23 protein-coding genes are annotated in these 22,337 nt (G+C 63.5%); 12 read left to right on the forward strand and 11 right to left on the reverse strand.

The genetic code is table 11. The annotated features are described in order from the left end of the window. Positions 1 to 2: 2 nt before the first annotated feature. Positions 3 to 1,256 carry a D-arabinono-1,4-lactone oxidase gene (locus CGK93_RS00345; RefSeq protein ID WP_089593104.1) on the reverse strand — a complete coding sequence of 418 codons (1,254 nt, stop codon included), beginning with the start codon at positions 1,254 to 1,256 and terminating at the stop codon, positions 3 to 5. A 129-nt stretch (positions 1,257 to 1,385) separates the two neighbouring features. Between CGK93_RS00345 and CGK93_RS00350 the strand changes: the two genes are divergently transcribed. After that, entirely contained in the window at positions 1,386 to 2,390 is a 1,005-nt protein-coding gene (locus CGK93_RS00350; protein WP_089593105.1) for a LacI family DNA-binding transcriptional regulator, read from the forward strand. Positions 2,391 to 2,393: 3 nt separating this feature from the next. Here the strand turns inward: CGK93_RS00350 and CGK93_RS00355 are convergent, their stop codons facing one another. From CGK93_RS00355 to CGK93_RS00365, 3 genes are all read right to left on the reverse strand, one after another. Further along, entirely contained in the window at positions 2,394 to 3,389 is a 996-nt protein-coding gene (locus CGK93_RS00355) for a bile acid:sodium symporter family protein (protein WP_089593106.1), read from the reverse strand. 160 nt (positions 3,390 to 3,549) lie between these two features. Next, positions 3,550 to 5,046, reverse strand: a complete 1,497-nt coding sequence (locus CGK93_RS00360; protein ID WP_089593107.1) for a SulP family inorganic anion transporter — start codon at positions 5,044 to 5,046, stop codon at positions 3,550 to 3,552. Between the two features lie 22 nt (positions 5,047 to 5,068). Then, a complete protein-coding gene (locus CGK93_RS00365; RefSeq protein WP_089593108.1) occupies positions 5,069 to 6,175 on the reverse strand; it encodes a GTP pyrophosphokinase in 1,107 nt (368 codons plus the stop codon). 110 nt (positions 6,176 to 6,285) lie between these two features. Here CGK93_RS00365 and CGK93_RS00370 point away from each other — a divergent pair, with 110 nt between their 5' ends. Together CGK93_RS00370 and CGK93_RS00375 are read left to right on the forward strand one after the other, a co-directional pair. Further along, the gene (locus tag CGK93_RS00370) at positions 6,286 to 7,107 is read left to right on the forward strand and encodes an alpha/beta hydrolase fold domain-containing protein (RefSeq protein WP_089593109.1); all 822 of its coding nucleotides are present in this window, start codon (positions 6,286 to 6,288) and stop codon (positions 7,105 to 7,107) included. A 40-nt stretch (positions 7,108 to 7,147) separates the two neighbouring features. Further along, positions 7,148 to 8,083 (forward strand): carbohydrate kinase family protein, encoded by a 936-nt coding sequence (locus CGK93_RS00375; RefSeq protein ID WP_089593110.1) that lies wholly within the window; start codon positions 7,148 to 7,150, stop codon positions 8,081 to 8,083. Between the two features lie 23 nt (positions 8,084 to 8,106). Here CGK93_RS00375 and CGK93_RS00380 read toward each other — a convergent pair whose 3' ends face one another. Continuing rightward, positions 8,107 to 9,168, reverse strand: coding sequence for a glutathione S-transferase family protein (locus CGK93_RS00380; protein WP_089593111.1), 1,062 nt, complete (start codon positions 9,166 to 9,168; stop codon positions 8,107 to 8,109). 71 nt (positions 9,169 to 9,239) lie between these two features. Here CGK93_RS00380 and CGK93_RS00385 point away from each other — a divergent pair, with 71 nt between their 5' ends. Then, entirely contained in the window at positions 9,240 to 10,049 is an 810-nt protein-coding gene (locus CGK93_RS00385) for an HAD family hydrolase (protein WP_198318308.1), read from the forward strand. 68 nt (positions 10,050 to 10,117) lie between these two features. Next, positions 10,118 to 10,942 carry an isocitrate lyase/PEP mutase family protein gene (locus tag CGK93_RS00390; RefSeq protein ID WP_089593113.1) on the forward strand — a complete coding sequence of 275 codons (825 nt, stop codon included), beginning with the start codon at positions 10,118 to 10,120 and terminating at the stop codon, positions 10,940 to 10,942. A 38-nt stretch (positions 10,943 to 10,980) separates the two neighbouring features. Here the strand turns inward: CGK93_RS00390 and CGK93_RS00395 are convergent, their stop codons facing one another. Both CGK93_RS00395 and CGK93_RS00400 read right to left on the reverse strand, forming a co-directional pair. Beyond that, the gene (locus CGK93_RS00395; protein WP_089593114.1) at positions 10,981 to 11,901 is read right to left on the reverse strand and encodes a methyltransferase family protein; all 921 of its coding nucleotides are present in this window, start codon (positions 11,899 to 11,901) and stop codon (positions 10,981 to 10,983) included. Then, positions 11,898 to 12,764, reverse strand: coding sequence for an SDR family oxidoreductase (locus tag CGK93_RS00400; RefSeq protein WP_232481489.1), 867 nt, complete (start codon positions 12,762 to 12,764; stop codon positions 11,898 to 11,900). The genes CGK93_RS00395 and CGK93_RS00400 overlap by 4 nt, the downstream gene beginning before the upstream one ends. A gap of 137 nt (positions 12,765 to 12,901) precedes the next feature. On the opposite strand from CGK93_RS00400, the gene CGK93_RS00405 reads away from it, so the two are divergent. Continuing rightward, on the forward strand, positions 12,902 to 13,174 hold the full coding sequence (locus tag CGK93_RS00405) for a hypothetical protein (RefSeq protein WP_089593116.1): 273 nt from the start codon (positions 12,902 to 12,904) through the stop codon (positions 13,172 to 13,174). 13 nt (positions 13,175 to 13,187) lie between these two features. Then, the gene (locus tag CGK93_RS00410; RefSeq protein ID WP_089593117.1) at positions 13,188 to 13,985 is read left to right on the forward strand and encodes a glycerophosphodiester phosphodiesterase; all 798 of its coding nucleotides are present in this window, start codon (positions 13,188 to 13,190) and stop codon (positions 13,983 to 13,985) included. A 59-nt stretch (positions 13,986 to 14,044) separates the two neighbouring features. On the opposite strand, the gene CGK93_RS00415 is transcribed toward CGK93_RS00410, so the two are convergent. Then, complete coding sequence (locus tag CGK93_RS00415; RefSeq protein ID WP_089593118.1) at positions 14,045 to 15,865, reverse strand: glycoside hydrolase family 2 protein; 1,821 nt, start codon at positions 15,863 to 15,865, stop codon at positions 14,045 to 14,047. 65 nt (positions 15,866 to 15,930) lie between these two features. Between CGK93_RS00415 and CGK93_RS00420 the strand changes: the two genes are divergently transcribed. Together CGK93_RS00420 and CGK93_RS00425 are read left to right on the forward strand one after the other, a co-directional pair. After that, positions 15,931 to 16,902, forward strand: a complete 972-nt coding sequence (locus CGK93_RS00420; RefSeq protein WP_089593119.1) for a D-2-hydroxyacid dehydrogenase family protein — start codon at positions 15,931 to 15,933, stop codon at positions 16,900 to 16,902. 59 nt (positions 16,903 to 16,961) lie between these two features. Further along, positions 16,962 to 18,104 (forward strand): glycerate kinase, encoded by a 1,143-nt coding sequence (locus CGK93_RS00425; RefSeq protein WP_089593120.1) that lies wholly within the window; start codon positions 16,962 to 16,964, stop codon positions 18,102 to 18,104. Here CGK93_RS00425 and CGK93_RS00430 read toward each other — a convergent pair whose 3' ends face one another. Further along, positions 18,105 to 18,335, reverse strand: coding sequence for a DUF2630 family protein (locus tag CGK93_RS00430; protein WP_089593121.1), 231 nt, complete (start codon positions 18,333 to 18,335; stop codon positions 18,105 to 18,107). It abuts the gene before it with no gap. A 93-nt stretch (positions 18,336 to 18,428) separates the two neighbouring features. Between CGK93_RS00430 and CGK93_RS00435 the strand changes: the two genes are divergently transcribed. Together CGK93_RS00435 and CGK93_RS00440 are read left to right on the forward strand one after the other, a co-directional pair. Beyond that, positions 18,429 to 18,872: a YdeI/OmpD-associated family protein gene (locus CGK93_RS00435; RefSeq protein ID WP_089593122.1), complete on the forward strand. Its 444-nt coding sequence runs from the start codon at positions 18,429 to 18,431 to the stop codon at positions 18,870 to 18,872. A gap of 48 nt (positions 18,873 to 18,920) precedes the next feature. Beyond that, complete coding sequence (locus tag CGK93_RS00440) at positions 18,921 to 19,364, forward strand: hypothetical protein (protein ID WP_089593123.1); 444 nt, start codon at positions 18,921 to 18,923, stop codon at positions 19,362 to 19,364. 57 nt (positions 19,365 to 19,421) lie between these two features. Here the strand turns inward: CGK93_RS00440 and CGK93_RS00445 are convergent, their stop codons facing one another. Further along, positions 19,422 to 20,681: an MFS transporter gene (locus CGK93_RS00445; protein ID WP_089593124.1), complete on the reverse strand. Its 1,260-nt coding sequence runs from the start codon at positions 20,679 to 20,681 to the stop codon at positions 19,422 to 19,424. Positions 20,682 to 20,737: 56 nt separating this feature from the next. Between CGK93_RS00445 and CGK93_RS00450 the strand changes: the two genes are divergently transcribed. After that, entirely contained in the window at positions 20,738 to 21,691 is a 954-nt protein-coding gene (locus CGK93_RS00450) for an ArsR/SmtB family transcription factor (protein WP_089593125.1), read from the forward strand. 48 nt (positions 21,692 to 21,739) lie between these two features. Here the strand turns inward: CGK93_RS00450 and CGK93_RS00455 are convergent, their stop codons facing one another. Continuing rightward, entirely contained in the window at positions 21,740 to 22,291 is a 552-nt protein-coding gene (locus CGK93_RS00455; protein WP_089593126.1) for a dihydrofolate reductase family protein, read from the reverse strand. Positions 22,292 to 22,337: the final 46 nt, after the last annotated feature.

Here is a 22,337-nt window from a genome sequence, read left to right on the forward strand (position 1 = left end):
CGCTAGGCGTGTGCCGCCGCTGAAATGCCCAGCACGCTGTCCAGCAAGCTGTTGCGGAACTTGCCTGTGGGGTCGTTCGCCTGAACCAGGGCGCGGAAGTCTTCGAACCGCGGGTAGAGCGCGGCGAAGTCGTACTGCCCGGGCGTGAAGAGTTTGCCCCAGTGCGGGCGTGCCCCGAACGGACGCAAAGCTTCCTCAAGCTCCGGGAGTACTGCTTCCACGTCGGACTGGAGGGGCTTCCATGTGAAGTGCAGCGCCACACTTTGCTGCTGATAGAACGGGCTGAGCCAGAACTCGTCAGCAGCGATGGTGCGGATTTCCGAGATGAACAAGAGCGGCGACAGCTTGCCTGCAAGCGCGCGGACTGCCTGCAAGGCGGCAGGCGCCTGGTCCAGCGGCAAAAGGAACTCGCTCTGCAGCTCCTCACCGTTGCTGGGTGTGAATTCGTGGCGGAAGTGCGGCAAGCGGTCCAGCCATTTTCCAGCGACATCCAGCTGCCCGGTGCAGTTTTCGGCCGACATGTCCGGCAGGGGGTGCATGGCCGCCGTCGCTGCTGTTGCTCCAAAGAGGTCCGTCAGGGGAGCCTCGGAGTCGAGTGCTTTGAGCCAGACCTGCGGGATGGTGTCTCCGGTGTAATTGGTGAAGAAGCTGACGCTGTAGGCGCTGGATGCGATGGTGTGGAAGTTCGCCAAGGCACCTTCCCACGACAACCCGGTGAGCACACGCTGCCGGACCTCGTAGCTCGGACGGACTGCCAGCTCAAGTCCCGTGACGATGCCAAGGGCTCCCACGCCCACCACACTGGCGGGGAATTCGTCGTCGTCCGCTGTCAGTGTCACCAGCTCGCCGGAGGCGCGCACCAGGTCAACACCCACGACGGCGGCAGCCAGCGAGGGGTTGTTGACCCCACTGCCGTGCGTTCCGGTTTGGATGGCGCCGGCGACTGAGATGTGGGGGAGCGAGGCAAGATTGTGGATGGCGTAGCCCTGCTCCTCGAGCGCGCGTCCCAGGGCGCCGTAGCTGATGCCGCCGCTGACCTTGACCGTGCTCTTCGCGGCGTCCAACAAAATCTCCTGAGGGAGGGCGTCGAGGAGGATGTGGGTCCCGTCCGTGTCGGCCACTGTGTTGAAGGAGTGCCTGGAGCCGAGGGCCTTGATCTTGGTTGCGTTTGCCACGAGCTCCTGCAGTTCGGCCACCGAGGCGGGGCGGTGGACTTCCGCGGCGGAGTATTCGAGGTTTCCTGCCCAGTTCTTCATTGAATGATCTTCCCATCTGGCGTTATCGGACTCCCACAAATTGTGAGCGTTCACAAAGAGCCGGGTCAAGGGGTGTCCAACCCTTGCCGATAGAGTTCAAGGAAACCCGCTGTCTACCAGGAGCTGCACGTGAGCCAGGGATCCAAGCCCACCATCCGGGACGTTGCGAAGGCGGCTGACGTATCGCTGACCACTGTGTCCTACGTGCTTTCCGGCCGTCACGGCGGGACCACCCGGATCAGCCAGCCCACGCAGGACCGGGTGTTGGCCGCGGTCAAGGAGCTCGGTTACGTGCCCAACCAGGCGGCCCGGGGCATGCGTCGGGGCAAGACGGACGTGGTGGCCGTGGCTATCGGAAACCTCGATTGGCCGTGGGATCGAGCCCTCGCCACGGCGGCGGCCCGGATCCTCCCGGAGCACGGGTACCAGCCGGTGATCCTGCTGGGCGACGATTGGCGCAAGTTCATGATGTCCGGGGGCGCCGATGGCGTCATCATCGGCTACTTCCCCGAGGCCAAGACAGACGACGAAACCGTCACCGAGCTGGCGCGCCGCGGCGTCGCCCAAGTGGTGATCTCCGGAACCATGAAGCCCGCGGGGTTTGATGTTTTGGCTCCCGAGTCCGATGAAGGGCTCGCGGAGTGCATGGAGTTCCTCACCAATTCCCACCGCAGAATCGCGTGCATCCGCAGGGCAGACCCGGCCGGCCGGCCCAAGAGCCGCTTTGCCGCCTATGCTGCCGGGTTGGAGAAGGCAGGCATACCCCTGGATGAGTCCTTGGTCAGGACGTCGCAGCACCACCCTGCCACCGCGTACCAGTCGGCGTTGGAGTTGCTCCAGCTGCCGGATCGGCCCACGGCCATCTTCTGCACGGACGACATGGAAGCGTTGCAAGCCATCCGTGCCGCGTACCGCCTCGGCCTGCAGGTCCCTGAGGACATCCAGATTGTTGGCGTAGGAAACTCCACTGAGGGCCAGGAGTATGACCCGGCCCTGACCACTGTTGGGCCGGACCCTATTTTTGAGCAGGTGGTCAGGATGCTGCTTGATCGCTTGGCGGGAACCACACCGGCAGAAGGAATCCGGGTTGCCTCGCCATGGAAGGTACACCGCCGAGGCACCACCCAGCGCTAGGAGCTAGTCCTTCAGCGGACGGCGCGCCAGCCAGGCAGCCACAATTGCGCCCGAGATGTTGTGCCACACCGAGAACACGGCCGACGGTAGTGCGGCCAGGGGGCTGAAGTGCGCTGTGGCCAGAGTGGCGGCCAGACCGGAGTTCTGCATGCCAACCTCAAACGCGAGGGCGCGGCGTGCCTTGTCGTCCAGCCGGCCGAGCTTGCCCGCCAAGTAACCCAGGCCCAGACCGAAACCGTTGTGGAGAACGACGGCCAGGAAAACGATCGCGCCTGCCGCGACGATCTTGCTGGCGCTTCCCGCTACGACGATAGCTACGATCAGCGAAATCACGACGGCGGACGCCCACGGCAGTGCGGGAAGAACCTTTGCGACGAGCTTCGAGAGGAAGAGACGGGCCAACAGGCCTGCGATCACCGGCAGCAGCACTGTCTTCACGATGTCCATCACCATGGCGCCGGCTTCGATGTGCAGGAAAGAGCCGGCCAGGAAGAGTGTCAGGGCAGGGGTCACGATGGGCGCGATCAGCGTGGAAACCGAGGCGACGGCCACGGACAGGGCAACATCGCCCTTGGCCAGGAACGCCATGACATTCGAGGCGGTGCCCGAAGGTGCGCAACCCACCAGGATCAGGCCGACGGCCAGTTCCGGCGGCAACTGCAGGAGGACGGCGATGAGCCACCCAGCGCCGGGCATGATCACGTAGTGCGCCACAATGCCAAGGGCGACGGCCCATGGGCGCCGTGCCACCGAGGCAAAGTCCGGCGGGGTGAGCGTGAGTCCCATGCAGAACATGATGACGCCCAGCAGGTAGGGAACCGCGACGCCCATCGGTTTGAACAGATCCGGAATCAGGAAGCCGAGGACCCCCGCTACAACCACCAGGAGTGGGAACACGGTGACAGCAATGCGCGCAATCTTGGCTTCAGCGGCAAGGGCGGCGTTGGCGGGCGCAGCGGGTTCTTCGGTTTTCGACGGGGTATTGGTTGCCTCAAGCATTCATCCATGCTCACACTCGGCGCCAGACCCGAACGACTTCGTTACATCCACGCGGGGGAATATGTCAGACAACCGCTGTTTCGCACCCAACTAAGTGACAGTAAACGCACCACTGAGCCCTTATTAGGACGTGTGCTGTTACCTAGTTGGGAGGGGCGGATCAGGAGTTGAGCTTCCCGGCCAGCCGCTCGCGCATACGGATGCTGGCCTCGTTGAGCCCGATAAACTCCACCTCGCGCCCGTGATTCCGGTACTTCTCGGTCACGGAATCCAACACGGCAACAGTCGACGCGTCCCAAATGTGGGAGCCGTGCAGATCGATGATCACGCGATCTATTCCTTCTGAGGCATCTTTTGCGTAGTCGAACTGCGTGTACAGATCATTGGACGATGCAAAGAACAGTTCGCCGTCCACGGTGTAGGTGGCCACGTTCCCGCCGTTGAGCTCGAGTTCCGTCCGCTCCACCGTAGCGAAGTGGGCCACCCGCCGCGCGAACAGCACCATTGCAGTCAAGACGCCGACGCCGACACCCACCGCGAGGTTGTGCGTCGCCACTACAGCGGCAACAGTAATCAGCATGACGGCGGTCTCCGACTTGGGCAGTCGCTTCAGCGTAGAGGGTTGGATCGAGTGCCAGTCGAAGGTGATCAGCGAAACGAAAATCATCACGGCAACCAGCGCTGCCATGGGGATCATGCCCACGACGTCGCCGAGGACCACTACCAGCACCAGCAGGAACACGCCGGCCAGGAACGTCGAGAGCCGGCTCCGGGCGCCGGAGCCCTTGACGTTGATCATGGTCTGCCCAATGACGGCGCAACCACCCAGACCACCAAGGAACCCGGTGACGATGTTCGCCGCACCTTGACCCCAGGAGACGCGGGTCTTGTTGGAACGGGTGTCCGTGATGTCGTCCACCAGCTTGGCAGTCATCAGGGATTCCAACAGGCCCACCAATGCCATGGACAGTGCGAAGGGTGCAATGATCTGGAACGTTTCCAGGTTCAGGGGAACGTTGGGCAGGAAGAAGCCGGGCAAGCTGTCCGGGAGTTCACCCTTATCGCTGACGGTGGGAACGTCGATGCCACCCACCACGGTCGCCAACGTGATGGCAACAATGGCCACCAGAGGAGCCGGAATCGCTGTGGTCAGGCGGGGCAGCCCGAACACGATGACCAGACCAACAATGACAATCGGGTAGACCATCCACGGCACATTGAAGAGCTCGGGCATCTGTGACATGAACACCAAGATGGCCAGTGCGTTCACGAAGCCGATCATCACGGACCGTGGGATGAAACGCATGAGTTTGGTGACGCCCAGCACCGCCAGGATGATCTGGAAAACACCTGCCAGGATGATCGTCGCGATCAGGTAGTCGAGTCCGTGCTCCTTCATCACCGGGGCGATCACCAACGCCACAGCTCCGGTGGCTGCGGAAATCATGGCAGGCCGGCCACCCACCAAAGCCGTCACTACGCCCATGGTGAAGGACGCGAACAGCCCGATCCGCGGATCAACCCCCGCAATCACCGAGAACGCGATGGCCTCGGGGATCAAAGCCAGCGCCACCACGAGCCCCGCGAGGGATTCCGTCAGCAGGCGGCGGGGTGAGCGGAAGGTCGCCCGCAGTGACATGAGTTGCTCGGGAGTCATGGGTCCTTACAGTGCAGTTGTCCTAGAGCGCAGTCTGGCGGTAGCGCTCAATCTGCTTAAGGCGCCGCAGGAGGCTGTCGCGCCGCGGGTGCGGAACGACGTCGGGCGCCTCAGCGGTGAGATCGATGTGTTCGGTTCCGTACTGCCACAACAGGAGGTCATCCAGGAGGCGGTCGGGGCCGGGGGAGTAGCGGTGGTCCAGGGCCTTGCGGACCTCGGTGATCCGGTTGGCGCTGAGCAGTCCGGCAAGCTCCACGGTCTTGGTGAGGCCGTGGGCGGCGAGCAGCTCGGCAGCCCATCCCCAGTCGTCATCAACTTTACGGTCAACGTGCGGGAGCAGCGTACGCCAGACGTCACGGACCCGGTTGGGCGTCAGGGGCATGCCGCCATCGCCCTCAAGGTCCCAGTAGCCGCGAACTTCCTCGTACCGCTCGTGAAGATCGGCGAAGGCGCTCTCCACTGTTTCCAACATGGCAGCTGTTGCAGTGAATTGGCGATCAAAATGGGGTGTCCAGGCGCGCGGGTCTTCGGCCTTGAACCGGATGTCGTGCTCGATCTCGCTCCAAGCGTGGGCAAAAACGGTGCGGATCTGGCATTCGAAGAAATAGCTGCCGTTGGCAGGCATGTCCGGGTTGAAGACCTGCTGGTATTCCTTGACGGCCTCATTCTGGATGGTTCGCAGAATGAGGTGCCGGCTGGAGTATCCGTAGGTTCCCGACTCGATGGAGCCGATGTCCTTCTCACGGTCTCCGCGGCAATCGAAGAGCTGCCGCTGCCGCTTGATGATGTTGGCCACGGCGGCGTTCTCGGCCGGAAGCTTGGTGATGACACGGATGCCCACCATGTCATTCAACGTGCGGAAGGGGTCCGGAAACTTCAGCAACCGGGGGCCGCCCGGCTCCAGGGGATCATCGGTGCGGGAAATCTTTTCCCGGAAGGACTCCACTGTTTTGGTCCGTCCGGTGACAAACAACGGAGTGACCTCAGCGTCGTTCAGCATGTCCCGCAAAGTGAGCAGAACGTCCCGCGTAACCCGCTTCAGGGCAGGGCGAACACGCTCATAGAGCGCCACATTCGCATCCACTGCGTCGCGCTGGGCCTGGTCCAGGCTGTCCCAATTGCTTGCCATGCCCCCAGCATACGGGGCGGGTCCGACACTGAACCGAGCCACTCGCCGTCGGGGTGCCTCTAGCCAAACTAGTGAATCGTCACGATAGGCTCAGTACAAAGGAGGGCGCAATGTTGCGGCACAAGTACAGCTACGGCGAACACCCCAGCCAATGGGGCGAACTCTTCATACCTGAACCGTCCAACGGAAACCATCGCGGCGCGTCTGCGCTGGCCGGTGGAATCGCCGTTGTGATCCATGGCGGTTACTGGCGGTCCCAGTACGGCGCGGAGCTTGGCGAGCCTCTTGCGCGGGACCTCGCAGCGCACGGCATCACCGCCTGGAACCTCGAGTATCGGCGGGCCGGCAACGGCGGTGGTTGGCCCCACACTTTCGAGGACATCCTGGCCGGCATCGACCACCTGTCCACCATCGCCGGTGATCACAATCTCCAGCTCGGCAAAGTAGTCGCCTTGGGCCACTCGGCCGGCGGCCATTTGGCGGTCTGGGCTGCTGGACGGCAACGGCTCTCGGACATCGGAACGCCCGACGCCGACCGCCAACTCCAGCGCAGCCCGGAGGACAACGCCGTGCACCTGACCGGCGTCGTCAGCCAGTCCGGCCTCCTGAACCTCGCCGCGGCCGAGAAGCTGAACCTCAGCAACGGCGCCGTCTGCAACCTTATGGGCGGGGATTCCCATAGATTCCCCAAGCGGCATAAGTACGCGGATCCCATGAGCTCGCTGCCGCTTGACGTTCCCGTATATGCCGTCCACGCCACGGACGACGAGGATGTTCCCGCCAGCCAGTCCGAGGCCTACGTTGCTGCAGCCACGGCGGCCGGAAGCGCCGCCCAGTTGCTCCGCGTTCCCGGGGACCACTTCGACCTGATCGACCCCAAAGCGGTCGCTTATAAGAAGTGCCGCGAACTGGTCCAGCGACTGCTCTCGTAAACTGTACGTCGCGGGGGCTTGCCTCTGGCAGAGTTGTCCCATGCTGACAGTCATTGGTGAAGCTCTTGTTGATGTGGTCCAACGCTCGTCCGGAATCGAGGCGCACGTTGGCGGCAGTCCGCTCAACGTTGCCGTCGGTCTGGCGCGCCTTGACCACCCGGTGCAGTTCATCGGGCGCTATGGCCGGGACGCCTACGGTGACTCCGTGGCGGCACACCTCCGCTCAAGCTCCGTAATGGTGCCGCTTCCGCCGGACGAGAAGCCCACCAGCGTGGCCACTGCCACAATCGACGACGACGGCGCCGCCACCTACGTCTTTGACCTCGCCTGGGAATTGCCCGGACTCGCCGCAAGGTTGCCGCTGATGCTGCAGGGCGCCACCTTGCTGCACACAGGTTCCATAGCCACCGCACTGGAGCCCGGCGCCGCAGAGGTGCTTGCCGCCGTCGAACATGCCCACCCGGGCAGCACCATCAGCTTCGATCCCAACTGCCGTCCGAGCATCATTACGGACGTTGATTACGCGCGGACGCAAGCCGAACGCTTCGTGGCGCTGTCCGACGTCGTCAAGGCCTCCGACGAGGACCTTGAGTGGCTGTACCCCGGCATCGATCCAACGGAATCCGCGCGCCGCTGGCTGACGTTGGGAGGCGCCGGAGGTCCGGCCCTGGTTGTGGTGACACGTGGTTCTCGAGGTCCGTGGGGCATCACCAGGGCAGGTGAGACCCAGATTCCCGCACCAGCTGTGAACGTGGTGGACACTGTGGGCGCGGGGGATTCGTTCATGGCGGGGTTGTTGTCCGCCATTGTTGACCATGGGCTGGATGGAGCGCAGAATCGTGACGCCTTAAGGGCCATGCCGGCTGAGACCTTGGCAGCCATCATGGATCACGCAACACGTGCGGCCGCCGTGACGGTGTCGCGGGCAGGCGCGAATCCGCCCACGCGGGCTGAGCTCAACCACGGAGTGGCGTAACCACGGGCCGAAAGCGTAGGGGTCTAGCTGGCCCCGTGACCGGCGGCCACTTCCTCGCCGGCCTTCACTGGTCCCGGCGGGGTGCCTTCCCCGAACGGACTTCCTCCCAGGGATTCCCGTCCGTGGGGACTGAGCCAACCGGATAGATCCGGTCCAGCAGGAACGATCTGCGTGGGATTAATGTCCTCGTGGACGATGTAGTAGTGCTGTTTGATCTGCACAAAGTCGATGGTGTCTCCAAACCCAGGCGTCTGGAACAGGTCCCGGGCGTAGCCCCATAGCGCCGGCATTTCGCTGAGTTTGTTGCGGTTGCACTTGAAATGACCGTGATAGACGGCATCGAAGCGCGCCAAGGTGGTGAAGAGCCGGACGTCTGCCTCGGTGATGGAATCGCCCACGAGGTACCGCTGGCCGGTCAGCCGTTCCTCGAGCCAGTCCAAGGCGTTCCACAGACGGGTGTACGCCGCATCGTAGGCTTCCTGGGACCCGGCGAAGCCGCACCTGTAAACGCCGTTGTTAACCTCGGTGAAGACTCTCTTGTTGACGGTGTCGATTTCTTCGCGCAGGTGCTCCGGATACAGCTGCGGCGCACCCGGACGATGGAACTCCGTCCATTCCGTGGAGAAGTCCAACGTGATCTGGGGGAAGTTATTGGTCACCACTTGGCCGCTGGGGACGTCCACCAAAGCCGGAACTGTGATGCCGCGGGGGTAGTCCGGGAAGCGTCGGAAGAATGCCTCCTGCAAGCGCTCGATGCCGAGTACCGGGTCCTTGCCGTCCGGATCCAGATCGAAGGTCCAGGACCGGGCGTCGTGCGTGGGGCCGGGCTGGCCAAGGCTGATGACGTCCTCAAGTCCCAAGAGCCTGCGGACGATCACGGTGCGGTTGGCCCACGGACAGGCCCGGGCGGCGATCAACCGGTAGCGTCCCGGCTCCACGGGCCAGCCGGACTCGCCGTCCGGCCCAGGAGTGCCCCCGCGCGTTATGCGGTCCTCGATGTAGTTCGTGTCCCGGGTGAACTCACTGCCGGTGACGTACGCCCCGCGGGTGCTGTGTTCGTCGACTTCGCTGGTCTTCTCACTCATGACTTCACCCTAAGCCGGGCTCCCTGAACCGCGCGACCTTGTGGACGGTTGTGCCCACGTAGACTGGCATGATGCGGCTCGTAGCAAGCGATATTGACGGCACCATCCTCGGTCACGACGGCAAAATCAGTGACCGGACCATCAAGGCATTCCAGGCGTGCCGCGACGCAGGGGTGGAACTCGTCTTCGTCACGGGTCGCCCGCCGCGCTGGTTGTACCCGCTGCAAGAGCAGTTGGGACACAGCGGGATCGTGATTTGTTCCAACGGCGCCGTGGTGTGGGATCTCGAAACCGAGAAAGCACTATCCTCGACTGCCCTGGACGCGGAATCTGTGTTCGAGGCACGCCGCATCATCAAGTCACTCCGGCCCGACGCCCTCTTCGCCGTTGAGACCCTCACGGGTTTCCAGCTTGAGCCGGGCTTCATCGAGAACGAAACCAGCGAGCTTCTCGCCGAATTCACCCCAAAACCCCTGGCTGAGACGCTCACGGCGGATGACGCCGTCGTGAAGTTCCTGGCGATCACCCGCAAAGGTACGCCGGACGAATTCCTCGCCGAAGTTCAGCCTGCCGTCGCCCACCTGGTGAGCACCACCCACTCGGCACCTCGAACCGCGATGCTGGAGATGTCAGTGCCCGGCATCAACAAGGCCGTCACGCTCGCCAAGTACGCCGGGTCCCTGGGGATCGAAGCTGCTGATGTAGTGGCGTTCGGAGACATGCCAAATGACATCGAGATGCTCCGCTGGGCCGGTCACGGTTACGCCATGGCCAGCGGACACCCGGAGGCCATCCTCGCCGCCGGACAGCAGGCACCGCACTTCGACGACGACGGCGTGGCCCAGATTCTCGAGGCAAAGCTGACGGAGCAGCGGGTCTAGTTTGTTCGTGCCCTGGTGATGTCCGATTTCCGCCGGACATCCACTGTGATGGCTGGTGGAATGGACTCATGAATCCGGAACAGAATAAAACCGCAGCCCACTTCAGATCCCTCCACACCAGCCAAAAGCCCTTGGCACTCAGCAACGCCTGGGACGTCGCCAGCGCCGTCATCACGGAGGCAGCGGGAGCGCCAGCTATAGCGACCACCAGCGCCGGAGTTGCCTGGTCATTAGGTATGCCCGACGGCGACCGGCTGGACAGGGAGCGTGCTGTGGCAGTTATCGCCAGCATCGTGGACGCAGTCAACGTGCCCGTCACGGCGGACATCGAGGGTGGTTATTCGGAAACGCTGGAAGGAATCGCGAGGACGGTCGCCGATATTCTTGAGGCCGGTGCCGTGGGGATCAACATGGAAGATGGTTCCCGGGACCCGGCGGAATTCGCAGAGAGGCTTTCCGCTGCGCGCAAAGCAGCCCACGAGGCGGGCCGGGAATTGTTCATCAACGCCCGAACCGACGTATTTCTGGCGGGCGTCGGAACACTGGAGCAGCAGGTTGCCGAAGTACTCGCAAGGGCACAGAAGTACGTGGAAGCAGGGGCCGACGGCATCTTTGTGCCTGGAGCAGCGGACGCGGAAACTGTTGCCGCACTGGCCGCCGGGATATCTGTTCCCGTTAACGTCATGGTGGGTGCGGGATCGCTGAGCGTTGGCGAGCTCGGGAGGCTTGGCGTCTCCCGTGTCAGCCTCGGGTCCAGCATCGCCCAAGCCGCCTACGCCGTCGCTCAGCGGGCAGCCGAAGAGTTAAACACGACGGGCACCTACACGGCGGTAGCGGAAGTCGTGGACTACGGATTCCTCAATGGGCTGTTGGACTCGTCGAAAAGGAACTGAGGGTGGAAGGGCCTCCCGTTGCTTCGAGGGAGGTCCTTTCACCAGTGCGGAATCCAGCAGCGCACTGAGCCACGGTATTGCTGGAACTCGGCTCCAAACCGGCGTTCCAGATCAGCTTCTTCGTGTGGCCGGACGGCGTAATTCCACAGCAGCGAGCCTGCAACGGCATAGGCGACCACCAGCCACGAACCCAGCACCAGGCCCACAGCAGCGCCTTGGGAAATTCCTGCCACGGCCATGGGATTCCTAACCCACCTATATGGGCCGGCGATGACCAGGCGGTTGGGCATGGCAGAAGGCAGTGGAGTGCCACCTCCGATTGAGGACATAGTCACCGCGGAAGCGATACCTAGGGAACTGGCCAATAACAGCACCACGAAGCCGACGGGTGCGGCCGCCGAGGGGAACAGCAGGGAGACGCCCCACCGCTGCTCTAACCACCAAATAACTGAAGGAAGTACCACCAGGAAGAAACCCCAGAAGAGAATCAACTGACCCATGGTTGACCCCACGTTGGCCGCAGTGCCGCGACGGGTAGGCGCCGGCCGGAACGCGAACGGTCCCCGCACGATCAACTCCGTGGGCACTCGTCCCTGCACCACAAAGAAAAGTGCAACCACTGAGCATGCGGCGGCGGCGAACATGATCAGGACGCCCCACCCCGCCTCGGTAGTGATTGTTGCGTAGACAGCCAAGGCAACTGCAACGAGTCCAGTCCAACCAGTGGCCACCACTGCTGCTGCCCTGACGCCGAAGGCCGCGACACCCGAGGCGATGACGAACAAGGGAATGTCGAAGGCGGCTACGGAGACGGGATCCAGGCGGCCAAGAGTGGCTTCGCGTATGGCCGGTGACAGGAAAACTCCAACCCACCACGCGAGCCCAGCCACAGCTTGGACAGCGAAGTAGATCCGGCCCCACCCGTGTGCCCGCGAAGGGGCAGGGCCCTCCGAGCTCACGGGTGCCGCACGCCCTCGCCGGCCAACAGCGCGCGGTAGCCCTCTTTGTGCGTGGGGAAGGTGAGTTCGAAGCCCGTCGCCCGAAGCCGTGCGTTGCTGCAGCGTTTGTCGCCGGGGCCGGCGTCAGACGCGTCGCCGGGTGCCGCCGTCGTGGGTTCCGGGCACCCAAGTTCTGTGGCGAGGAACCGCAGTACGTCGCCCATCTCGGCCGCTTGGTCATCAACACCGACGTACACGGGGTCCGGGTCCTGGTCCATGGTGGTGAGGTGGACAATCATCGCCGCGGCGTCGTCCCTGTGGACGCGGTTGGTGTGCCGGGGCAGGGCCGGAATGACGGCGTTGCCGCTACGGACTTGATCGATCAGTCGGGTGCGACCCGGCCCGTAAATGCCGCCGAGCCGCAGCGAAATGGGCTGGGTGGTGGTTCCACGCGTCCGGGCGAACAGCAGCTCCTCTGCCTCCACCAGGACTTTGCCGCTGAATCGCGTGGGCTCAGTGGGGGTGGACTCGTCCACCACAGCCCCGCCGGAGTCTTTGTACACAGCCGTGGAGGAGACGAACAAGACGCGCCGCGGTTGAATGGACTGCCGTTCCAACGCGTCCAGGACGTTCCTGACGCCATCCAGGTAGGCAGCGCGGTAGGCCTCTTCGGTGGACGCGTCGGCAGCGATGGCCACCACCACAATGTCCACGTCCGACGGCATTTCCGGCAGCTCAGTGGAGAGATCCGCGTACACACCGCGGATTTCGGCAGGCAACTTCTCGGGGGACCTGCGCAAGCCCACCACGTCATGGCCCGCAGCGGCGAAGCGGAGTCCGGCTTCGGTTCCAAGGTCGCCGCATCCGGCAATCAACACAGTCATGCCCCCAGTTTGCCAGTCCCGCGGTGTCACCCAGTTCCCAGCTTCCATACAACCAGCGTTCAACTTGGCTCCGTAGGCTTCCAGCCAAGGACCCGTTCGCACGGTGAAATCGTCTCGTTGAATGTGTAGGGGGAATCATGGCCAAGCGTCGGATCAACAACGTCAATACTGCGCCTTTGCGGCGGATTGAACCGGACCATCACTGGCGTTCGCTGCGCCAGGGCGACCGGGTGAGCGTCACTCTGACGCCGGGCTACGAATCGTCCGGGGTGGTGGACGCCGTCACCGGCGATGCCACCGCGGTATGGGTGGAGCTCGACGACGGTCGCGGCCGGACGCTGGTGCACGTCAGTGACGGCGTGGCGATCGTTCCGCAAAGGACGACGGCGGCACTCCCGCAGGAGTCTTAGCCGCACCTAGGCGATGGGCTACGCTACGGGTGTGACGCTGCCCTATTTCCTCCGCCAGGACGGTTCAGTAGGCCCTCTGGCCTTCGCCCACCGGGGATTCTCCTTGGACGGCCTGGAGAATTCCATGGCAGCGTTCAGGGCAGCGGTGGCTCTGGGTACGGTGCACCTCGAGACGGACGTCCACACGACGTTGGACGGCGTGCTGCTGGTTTTCCATGACGCGTCCTTGGACAGGGTGACGGATTCCGTGGGGAAAGTGTCCGAGCTGACGGCCGCCCAGGTCGCTGCTGCCCGAATTGGCGGGGTGGAGCCGGTGCCCACCTTTGACGAGCTGGTCACTTCGTTGCCAGGCGCCCGGCTAAACCTGGACGTCAAGGACTGGAATTCTGTGGACACAATGGCTGCCGCGATTGAGAAGCATGGCGTCCATGACCGGGTTTTGGTCACCAGCTTCTCGGATAAGCGGCGCCGCGCAGTCCTTTCCAAGCTTTCCCGCCGAGTGGCGTCCTCGGCAGGCAGCTCCCTGACAGCCCTTTTCGTTCTTCTTGGGCCCGTGCTGCCGGCCCCTTTGGCACGCAAGCTGCTCTCCGGCGTCGACGTCTTCCAGGTTCCTGTCCGCTATGGGCGGTTGCCGGTGGTGACGGCGGGATTCATCCGTCGCGCGCACCGACTTGGCAAGCAGGTGCATGTGTGGACCGTCAACGATCCTTTGGAGATGGAGCGTCTGCTGGACCTGGGCGTTGACGGCATCGTGTCCGACCGGCTCGACCTCCTCAAGGAAATCCTGGTGCGCAGGGGCCAGTGGGTTTGAAGGAGCGTCCGGGGTGGGGGCGCTCTGTCACTTCCCTCGGGCTGGGTGGGGACGCTCTGTCACTTCCCTCGGGTTTCGATCGCTGCAGGCCGGATTTGGCTCGCGCGGATTCTCTCCAGGTCGAACTTGTTGCTGCGGTCGAAGTTGAAGATGCCGTTTTTCTCCTGGAAGACGTCCGTCAGTTGGGTGTAGCAGTACCCGAACATGTCCGGGTTCTCCAGCAGGACTGAGCACAGACCGTCGAACCGGGCGTAGAACTCCTCCTCTGAACCGACCCGCTGGCCGTAGCCCCACGATGTGGCAACGTCGCTTCCCTCCACAGCCTCGCGGGCCTCCACCTCGTTCCACCAGATTCCACCGAACTCGGAGACGAAGTAGGGCTGGCCGGCGTACGGCACTGAATATTCCTCGCCGTCGCCCTTGCGGTTGATATATGGTTTCCCCGCAGCCAGACCCTGCTGTTCGATGCGGAAGCGGTCCGGGTCCTGCTCGTAGGAGTGGGAATCGTAGATGTCCGTATCGCGAATCCGGTGCGCATAACCGGAGGCGTCGATGACCGGACGTGTTGGATCAGCCAGTTTGGTGGCCTGGAACATGGCCTCTGTGACGTCGTCAAGAACTGTCAGCCGATCGTGGAGAACCTGGTGCGTTTCATTCAGCGGGCACCAGCCGATGATGGAGGGGTGGTTGTAGTCCCTTTTCAAGACCTCCAGCCATTGCGCCACGAAGCTCGCCGTGGGCTGCTGGTTGTGACCTACGGTGCCGCCGCCGGAAACGCCCCAGTCGCCGAATTCGCCCCACACCAGGTATCCGAGCCGGTCGGCGTGGTAGAGGAAACGCTCCTCGAAGACCTTTTGGTGCAGGCGGGCACCGTTGAATCCTGCGGCCATGGAAAGTTCGATGTCCTTGATCAGCGCTGCCTCGTCCGGGGACGTCATGAGGGAATCCGGCCAATAGCCCTGGTCCAGGACCAGCCGCTGGAAAACGGGCTTGCCATTGAGGCGGACCACCTTTCCGTCCAAGGCAATTGAGCGGACGGCCGCGTAGCTGCTGACCTGGTCTACAACATTGCCGGAGGAGTCCCGGACGCTCACTTCGAGGTCATAAAGGAACGGATCCTCGATGGACCAGGGGCGCAAAGACTCGGCGGGGATGGTCAGGCGGAGGGATGGTGTGAGGTCCAGATCAGCCCGGGCAGTCGCCTCAACACGTACCTCGTCCTTGTCGCTGAGGACGGCCGTCACGGTATGCCCGCCTCGGTTCTGGCTGACGGGCGCCTCCACCGTGATGCTGGAGTCTGCAAGATTGGGGGTCATTCGGAGGCGTTTGATGTGCACTTCGGGGACAGCTTCCATCCATACCGTCTGCCAAATGCCGGTGGTTCGCGTGTACTGGCAGTGGGTGTTGTTGTACCAGGTGGCTTGCTTGCCGCGGGCTTGCATTTCGTGCCGTGAATCCCTGGCCCGCACCACAATCACTGCGTCCGTGCCGGGTTCCGTGATACCCCCAAGATCTGCGGTGAAGGGCGTGAAACCGCCGCGGTGCCGGGCAACTTCAACCCCGTTCACCCATACGGTGGCGTCATGGTCCACGGCGCCAAAGTGCAGCAGGACGTTCTGTCCGGCCCACTCCTGCGGGATCGTCACGGTTCGCCGGTACCAAACGGCTTCCATGAAGTCCACGTGTTTAATCCCGGAAAGTGCAGATTCCGGTGCGAACGGAACCAGGATCTCGCTGTTGAGCTCACGGGTGGTGAGTCCGCGTTCCAAACCGGAGTCACCGGCGTCGATCTCAAACTCCCAGGTGCCGTTGAGGTTCATCCACTTCCTGCGAACCAGTTGCGGGCGCGGGTGCTCGGGCTTGGGCATGGTGGAGGTCACATTTTGGGTCACACTCAAAAACCTAACGCGAGATGGGGTTGAGTACCACCAGCCGCCGCGCAAGGATGAGTAGCGTGACCCGATTCCGTTTAGCCATCCTGGACGATTACCAGCAGGTCTCCGGCGATTACGCCCCGTGGGACTCACTGCTCGACGACGGCGTGAAGGTGAGCGTTTTCAGCGCACCTTTCGTGTCGGAAGAGCAGGCCGTGGCCGCCCTGGCGCCGTTCGACATCATTGTGGCGATGCGCGAACGCACTCGTTTCCCCCAGAATGTCCTTGAGTCCCTGCCCAACCTGAAACTGTTGGTGACCACCGGCATGGCGAACGCAGCCATTGATCTGGAAGCAGCGGCAGAGCGGGGCATCGTGGTGTGTGGGACAGGTGGCTCACCTGCCGCGGCGCCCGAACTGACCTGGGCTTTGCTCATGGCCTTTGCCCGGAATCTGACCGTGGAGGAGAACTCCCTGCGTGCAGGCGACTGGCAGACCGGCGTCGGGTTTGAACTCGAAGGCAAGACGCTGGGAATCGTTGGACTGGGCAAGATCGGCAAGCGGATCGCGGGCTACGCGAAGGCTTTTGGGATGGACGTTCTCGCGTGGAGCCAGAACCTCACTGCGGACGCTGCCGAGGCCGCCGGTGCACGGAAGGTCAGCAAAGAGGAGTTGTTCCGTGAGTCCGACGTCGTAACGCTGCACCTCCGGCTGTCCGAGCGGACTGAGGGGATTGTAGGTTCCAAGGAGTTGCGTCTTCTCGGCCCCGAAGGCGTGTTGGTCAACACCGCGCGGGGACCGCTGGTGGATGAGGCTGCGCTGATCCAGGCACTGGAGGAGGGGTGGATCCGCGGCGCCGCGCTGGACGTGTTCGACGAGGAACCCCTTCCGTCCGGGCACGCACTGCTCCACTCTTCGCGGACAGTGCTCTCACCGCATATCGGCTACGTGACCCATGAGAGTTACCGACAGTTCTATGGCGGGGCTTTCGAGGACGTCAAGGGGTGGCTCAACGGGGCTCCTGTTCGGGTGATCACGGGCTAACCAGCCGCTAAGTTACGTGTGGGCAAGCGCTTTCCGAGCGAAGCTGGCAAGATGGACCCATGCGTATCCTCATCGCCCCGGACAAGTTCAAGGGATCACTGACCGCCGCCGAAGCCGCGTCAGCCATGGCCGAAGGCGCCCTCCGTGTTTACCCGGATGCCGTGACCACCCAGTTCCCTGTGGCCGATGGCGGCGAAGGCACACTGGATGCCGCGATCGCCGCCGGCTACGAGGAGCGAAACAACGCCGTAGTCGGCCCGATCCTCAAGCCTGTCGGAGCCTCCTGGGCGATCCGGAAAGACGCTTTCGGCGGGGCCAGTGTTGTCATCGAAACCGCGATGGCTTCCGGTCTGGCCCACATGGAGCCGACGCCGGAGAATTCGCTGCGCGCCCACAGCTACGGCTGCGGCCAGTTGATCGCCGCTGCCCTCGACGCCGGCGCCACCGAGATCGTGCTCGGCCTGGGTGGTTCGGCAATGTCCGACGCCGGTAGCGGCGCCTTGCGTGCTTTGGGGCTCAAGCCCCTTGATGCGGCCGGGAACGTAGTGCCGCTCGGCGGAGGTTCCTTGGCGGACGTCGTCGCCATAGATGTCTCCGAGCTGGATCCGCGGCTGTCCACCGTGAAGTTCCGCATCGCCGTCGACGTCCAAAACCCGCTGTACGGGCCGGAAGGTGCCGCTCATGTTTTCGGTCCGCAAAAGGGTGCCGATGAGGACGCCGTTGAAAGGCTCGACGCCGGTCTCCGCAACTGGGCGTCGCTCCTTCGGGAAGCTACTGGCCGCGACGTGAACGTTCCGGGAGCTGGAGCGGCGGGTGGGTTCCCGGCGTCGTTCCTGGCTTTCACTGATGCGGAGCTGGAAGGCGGCTTCGCGCTGGTCGCCGGACTCACTGGCCTCGCGCAGCATTTGGGCGAGGCGGATCTGGTCATCACCGGCGAAGGTTCCATGGACGAGCAGTCGCTCACAGGCAAGGCGCCGATCGCACTTGCCGACGCCGCAAGCGTGCACGGAATTCCTGTCATCGCAGTCGCGGGACGCATTACGGTCACGCCCGAAGACCTGGCGAAGCACGGCATTGTGGCCGCGGCCCAGTTGCTGGACGTAGCGCAGCGCAAAGATGGCGTTCCCGACGTCGCCGACGCCGTGGCCAATGCAGCCAAATACCTTGCGTGGGCTACCAGCCAAGTGCTTGAGGGAGCCTGATTACTGCCGGTAGCCCTCGACTTCGCTGACGGGCCGCGGCTCGGCGTCGTCGGGGTTCGCGCCTGCGTCCTTCTTGGCGCGGCGTTGGCGCAGCAAGTCCCAGCATTGGTCCAGTTGGGCCTCCAGTTGGGCCAGGCGGGCGGTGTCGTTTACCGACCCTTCGGAGTCACGCAAGCGGTGCTCCTCTTCGACCAGCGACTGGATGCGTTCCAGCAGGTCCTGGTTGTCCATTTCTAAGACTCCTCGATGTGGGTTGCGCGGTTATCTCGAAAGTAGTCCTGTTGGTGCAGTGCGTCTACCAATGGCCAACGGCATACTTGGGACATGAAATTCACAACCACCATCGTTGGCGATGGCAACAAGGCCGGCATCGAAGTTCCCGACGAGATCGTTGACGGGCTTGGAGCCGGCAAACGACCCCCGGTGGTGGTGACCATCAACGGGCAGAGCTACCGCAGCAGCATCGCGGTGATGGGCGGGAAGTACATGGTGGGGGTCAGCTCGGCGAACCGTGAGCTCACGGGTGCCGCTGCGGGCGACACTGTTGAGGTTGGCCTGGAAGTGGACACCCAGCCACGCGTGGTCGAGGTGCCCGAGGACTTGGCCGCCGCGCTGGACGCCGAACCGGAGGCCAAAGCGTTCTACGGGACCCTGAATTACAGCAGCCAGCGGAGATATGTTGAGCCGATCAGTGATGCCAAGACCGAGGAAACCCGTGCGCGGCGGATCGCGAAAGTGGTCGCGGATTTGAAGGCGGGGAAGAAGTAGGTCGGTTGACCGTAGGCTGGTTTTTTCGACCCTGGAGGGGGACTGCCCGTGGTCTACGACCGCGAACGTGAGCGGCGCGACGACGCTGCATATGCGGAACATAAGGAAGCTATCGCACGGGACGAGAAGCGTGTCCTTCGACGGACCAGCACCGGTGAGTTGCACAGCTATCCCAAAGAGGAGATCGGGTTTACGCCGGGGCGGGGGCAGGCGCAGGTCAGTTCGTGGTGGGGCATGGCAATATTGGCTGCTTTTGGGGCGGTGGGATTCGTTGCCACGGTGGCGCTGTTCCTCATGCCTGCGTTCCAAGGAGGTGGGCCCTCATGGGGTGCCCTGTGGCCCATGGGCATTGCGGGCTTCCTGGCTTGGTACGGGTTCAGCTTGTCCAAGGACGAGTATCGGGCAACACAATTACGCAAGAAACGGGGATCCCCCGAGCCTGGCACGGGAAACGTGGACGTGAATCTGCTGGAGCTGGGTAGCCGTCAGTAGCTCGATTCGAGGACACCACCCAGGAGTCGTCCGGGGTGCAGTCAGGTGGCTGCCCCCTCAGGTGAGCGCCGCCGTCGTCGACGCCTTCCGCGCTATCAGCGCGATTCCCGCCGCCGATGCAAGGAAGACGGCACCCAGGATGGCCCAACCCAGCGTGCCATGTTCGACGACGGTGGCGGTCACCACCAGCGGTGCGAGCATGGCCCCCAGGGCAGATCCCATACCGAACATCCCTTGATAAGCACCTGCTTGGACGGGGTTGGCGAGTTCGAAGCTGAGTCCCCAGGCTCCCGCTTGCGAGAGGATTTCCGCGAACGAGTGAAGAAGTGCTGCGCCGCAGAGGAGCGTGATTGCGGCGATGACCGGCACCCCGCCCGCCGCAGCATAGAGCGCGCAAGCCATAGCCATGAGCACGCCGCCAATCAGCACGATTTTTCCTGCGCGCCGGGGGTTTTCAGTGCCGCGGGAGAGCGGCACTTGCAGCAGAACGACACACAGGGTGTTGATGACAAGGATTGCCGATATCAGGACGTCCGGGGCACTGGTGTCCTGCGAAATCCACAGCGGTACGCCCATCTCGGCGAGCCCAAACTGCATGCCGAAGATACCGGACAGCACGGTCAGCAGTACGTAGCGGCGGTCCTTGAAGGGGGAGATGCCCCGCGTTGGGGCAGGTTTGGCGGGATCGTGGCGGGGTGCGTCCACCCTGGCGGGGAGGCGGCGGAGGGCCATCGCGCTCAGGATGTAGGCCACTCCGGCGCCGATCATCATTCCCCGGAACGCGCCCGCGGTCCCGGCCAACAACGCGAGACCCGCGATCATGCCTCCCACGGCGATGCCCAGGTTGGTGATGGTGCGGAGGACTGCGCGCGCATTCACGCGGTTCGGGCCATCGAAAGCCCGGGCAATGATGGCGGATCGCGTGGCATTCGCGCCCCGATCCACGCCTACTGCTATACAAGCGATCACGACGGCGGTGCTGAAGTTCCCGGCGAACGTATAGCTTGCGATCGCGAGACCCTGGACGGCGACCATGCCCACAAGGAGTCGACGTGCGGAAAAGCGGTCGGCGAGTCGACCGCCGATATAGGACGTGGCGACGCCGACCCCGCTCGAAGCCGAGAGGATCACAGCGATTTCGAGGGCACTCAGCCCGACGAAGCGGCTGAAGTACAGGACCGTCAGGGTGAGGAAGATTCCGCGGCCCACTGTGGATACCAGGATGGAGGAGGCGAGGATCTTGAGGGCGGGATCAGAGAGCGCGACGCGGAGGTTGTGCTGCGGAGCGGGGGCGGTGTTGGCCGGGGATTTAGTCACACCCCTAGTTCTGTCACCCACTGACGGCGGGCGGTATTGATGTAGCGTAGTGCTTCATGTTGAAGTACGAGTTGTCAGAGGCAGATCTGGGCGGCGTGCGCTTTGGCATCTCGCCCCTCTGCGAACTGGGACTCTCCCTCAGGGCTGTCCGCGATCCCAGCCAGTATCCACTCCAGCTGCCTTGGTTGCGTCGGACAGAAGAAGCCCGCTCACGCTTGGACCTCGATGGATTGCTGTCCTTGGTGGATGACCGGCTGTGGACACCGGACTTCCTGAACCCCCGGCCCCAGTCGCCACTCACCAGGATCGATGACGAGTTCGCAGCATTGGAGCAGCTTTCGGCCGAGCGGTTTCACGGAGACCTGGTCAGGGTGCACGGCGCTGTCCCGGCAGTCTTTTCCGGGCCTGTTGGGCCGGCGATCCGGCACATGGTCCGTATCCTCCGGGACTTCTGGGAAACTTGTTTCGAGCCGCACTGGCTGCGCATGCGCACCATCCTGGAAGCGGACATTGTCTACCGAGGCCGGCAGATTGCGCAGGGCGGCCTGTTCACGATGCTGAACGATTTGTCCGGTGCTGTGGAATTCGATGGCCGTGTCATTTCCGTGCGACTGAAGAACCCGGCGTCGCGGACAGAGACGACAGACGGCTTGGGGCTGACGCTTGTTCCCACCATGTTCACGCGCCGGGCCTCTGCTCCCGTAAATCACGGCGATCCGCCGATGCTGATGTATCCGGCGCGGGGCCAGGGCGCCATGTGGGAAACGGGGCGGGTCACGAACCCGGCCGCGATTGTGGCCGTGCTGGGTGGAGTCCGGACCAGCCTGCTCACCGCCTTGGCAGCCCCGGCCTCGTCCACGGAGTTGGGCCTGCGCTTTGGCGTCACAACGTCGGCCGTGAACCAGCACCTCAGAGCGCTCCGGGACGCAGGACTCGTGACGTCAACCCGCTACGGCCGCAGCGTGCTCTACTTCAGGAGTGAACTGGGCGCAGCGTTGCTGCTGGGGTGACTTCACAGGCGGGACGACGGCGGCAGGCGAGTGTCGTCGTCGTACGTTTTAGTCTTTGCGGAGGCTGTAGGTGCTGATCACGTTGCCCTTGCTGGTGGCGTACTGGTCCTCCAACACGAGCCGGTGCAACGGGTCGCCGTCCTCAAAGAGCCGCCGCCCGCTGCCGGCCACCACGGGATGCGTCATGAGGGTCAGTTCGTCCAGGATGCCCGCGAAAAACAGCTGGCGGACCAGGGAGATGCTGCCGCAGACAGCAATCTCGCCGCCGTCCCGCGACTTGAGGTCGGTGACGAACTTCTCCACCGCGCCCTCGATCAGGTGCGAGTTCTCCCACTCAAGAGGCTCTGTGAGGGTGCGCGATGCGACGAACTTTTCCACGGGATTGATGAAGGCAGCAAAGTCCTCATCCCGAGGTGCGGTGGGCCAATATCCGGCCCACTCCTGGTAGCTGACCCGCCCCAGGACCACGGTGTCCACCGTGGTGATCATCTTGGTCAGTCCTCTGCCGAGTTCGTCGTCGAAGCTGTCGAACTGGAACTTGAATGGGTCCTGAACCACGCCATCAACGGAGTGGAACAGGCCGGCGGTGACTTTGCGCATGTGGATCTCCTGTTGGGCGGCGGGTGTTTGGAGTGTTGGTGTTAGG

Source organism: Arthrobacter sp. YN, from assembly GCF_002224285.1.
Classification (GTDB): domain Bacteria; phylum Actinomycetota; class Actinomycetes; order Actinomycetales; family Micrococcaceae; genus Arthrobacter.

Bases quoted from the DNA above. Each gene is read 5' to 3' on its own strand.
- CGK93_RS00345 (WP_089593104.1), bottom strand. From the start codon at position 1,256: ATGAAGAACTGGGCAGGAAACCTCGAATACTCCGCCGCGGAAGTCCAC.
- CGK93_RS00355 (WP_089593106.1), bottom strand. From the start codon at position 3,389: ATGCTTGAGGCAACCAATACCCCGTCGAAAACCGAAGAACCCGCTGCG.
- CGK93_RS00360 (WP_089593107.1), bottom strand. From the start codon at position 5,046: ATGACTCCCGAGCAACTCATGTCACTGCGGGCGACCTTCCGCTCACCC.
- CGK93_RS00365 (WP_089593108.1), bottom strand. From the start codon at position 6,175: ATGGCAAGCAATTGGGACAGCCTGGACCAGGCCCAGCGCGACGCAGTG.
- CGK93_RS00370 (WP_089593109.1), top strand. From the start codon at position 6,286: ATGTTGCGGCACAAGTACAGCTACGGCGAACACCCCAGCCAATGGGGC.
- CGK93_RS00375 (WP_089593110.1), top strand. From the start codon at position 7,148: ATGCTGACAGTCATTGGTGAAGCTCTTGTTGATGTGGTCCAACGCTCG.
- CGK93_RS00380 (WP_089593111.1), bottom strand. From the start codon at position 9,168: ATGAGTGAGAAGACCAGCGAAGTCGACGAACACAGCACCCGCGGGGCG.
- CGK93_RS00385 (WP_198318308.1), top strand. From the start codon at position 9,240: ATGCGGCTCGTAGCAAGCGATATTGACGGCACCATCCTCGGTCACGAC.
- CGK93_RS00390 (WP_089593113.1), top strand. From the start codon at position 10,118: ATGAATCCGGAACAGAATAAAACCGCAGCCCACTTCAGATCCCTCCAC.
- CGK93_RS00400 (WP_232481489.1), bottom strand. From the start codon at position 12,764: ATGACTGTGTTGATTGCCGGATGCGGCGACCTTGGAACCGAAGCCGGA.
- CGK93_RS00405 (WP_089593116.1), top strand. From the start codon at position 12,902: ATGGCCAAGCGTCGGATCAACAACGTCAATACTGCGCCTTTGCGGCGG.
- CGK93_RS00410 (WP_089593117.1), top strand. From the start codon at position 13,188: ATGGGCTACGCTACGGGTGTGACGCTGCCCTATTTCCTCCGCCAGGAC.
- CGK93_RS00420 (WP_089593119.1), top strand. From the start codon at position 15,931: ATGAGTAGCGTGACCCGATTCCGTTTAGCCATCCTGGACGATTACCAG.
- CGK93_RS00425 (WP_089593120.1), top strand. From the start codon at position 16,962: ATGCGTATCCTCATCGCCCCGGACAAGTTCAAGGGATCACTGACCGCC.
- CGK93_RS00430 (WP_089593121.1), bottom strand. From the start codon at position 18,335: ATGGACAACCAGGACCTGCTGGAACGCATCCAGTCGCTGGTCGAAGAG.
- CGK93_RS00435 (WP_089593122.1), top strand. From the start codon at position 18,429: ATGAAATTCACAACCACCATCGTTGGCGATGGCAACAAGGCCGGCATC.
- CGK93_RS00450 (WP_089593125.1), top strand. From the start codon at position 20,738: ATGTTGAAGTACGAGTTGTCAGAGGCAGATCTGGGCGGCGTGCGCTTT.
- CGK93_RS00455 (WP_089593126.1), bottom strand. From the start codon at position 22,291: ATGCGCAAAGTCACCGCCGGCCTGTTCCACTCCGTTGATGGCGTGGTT.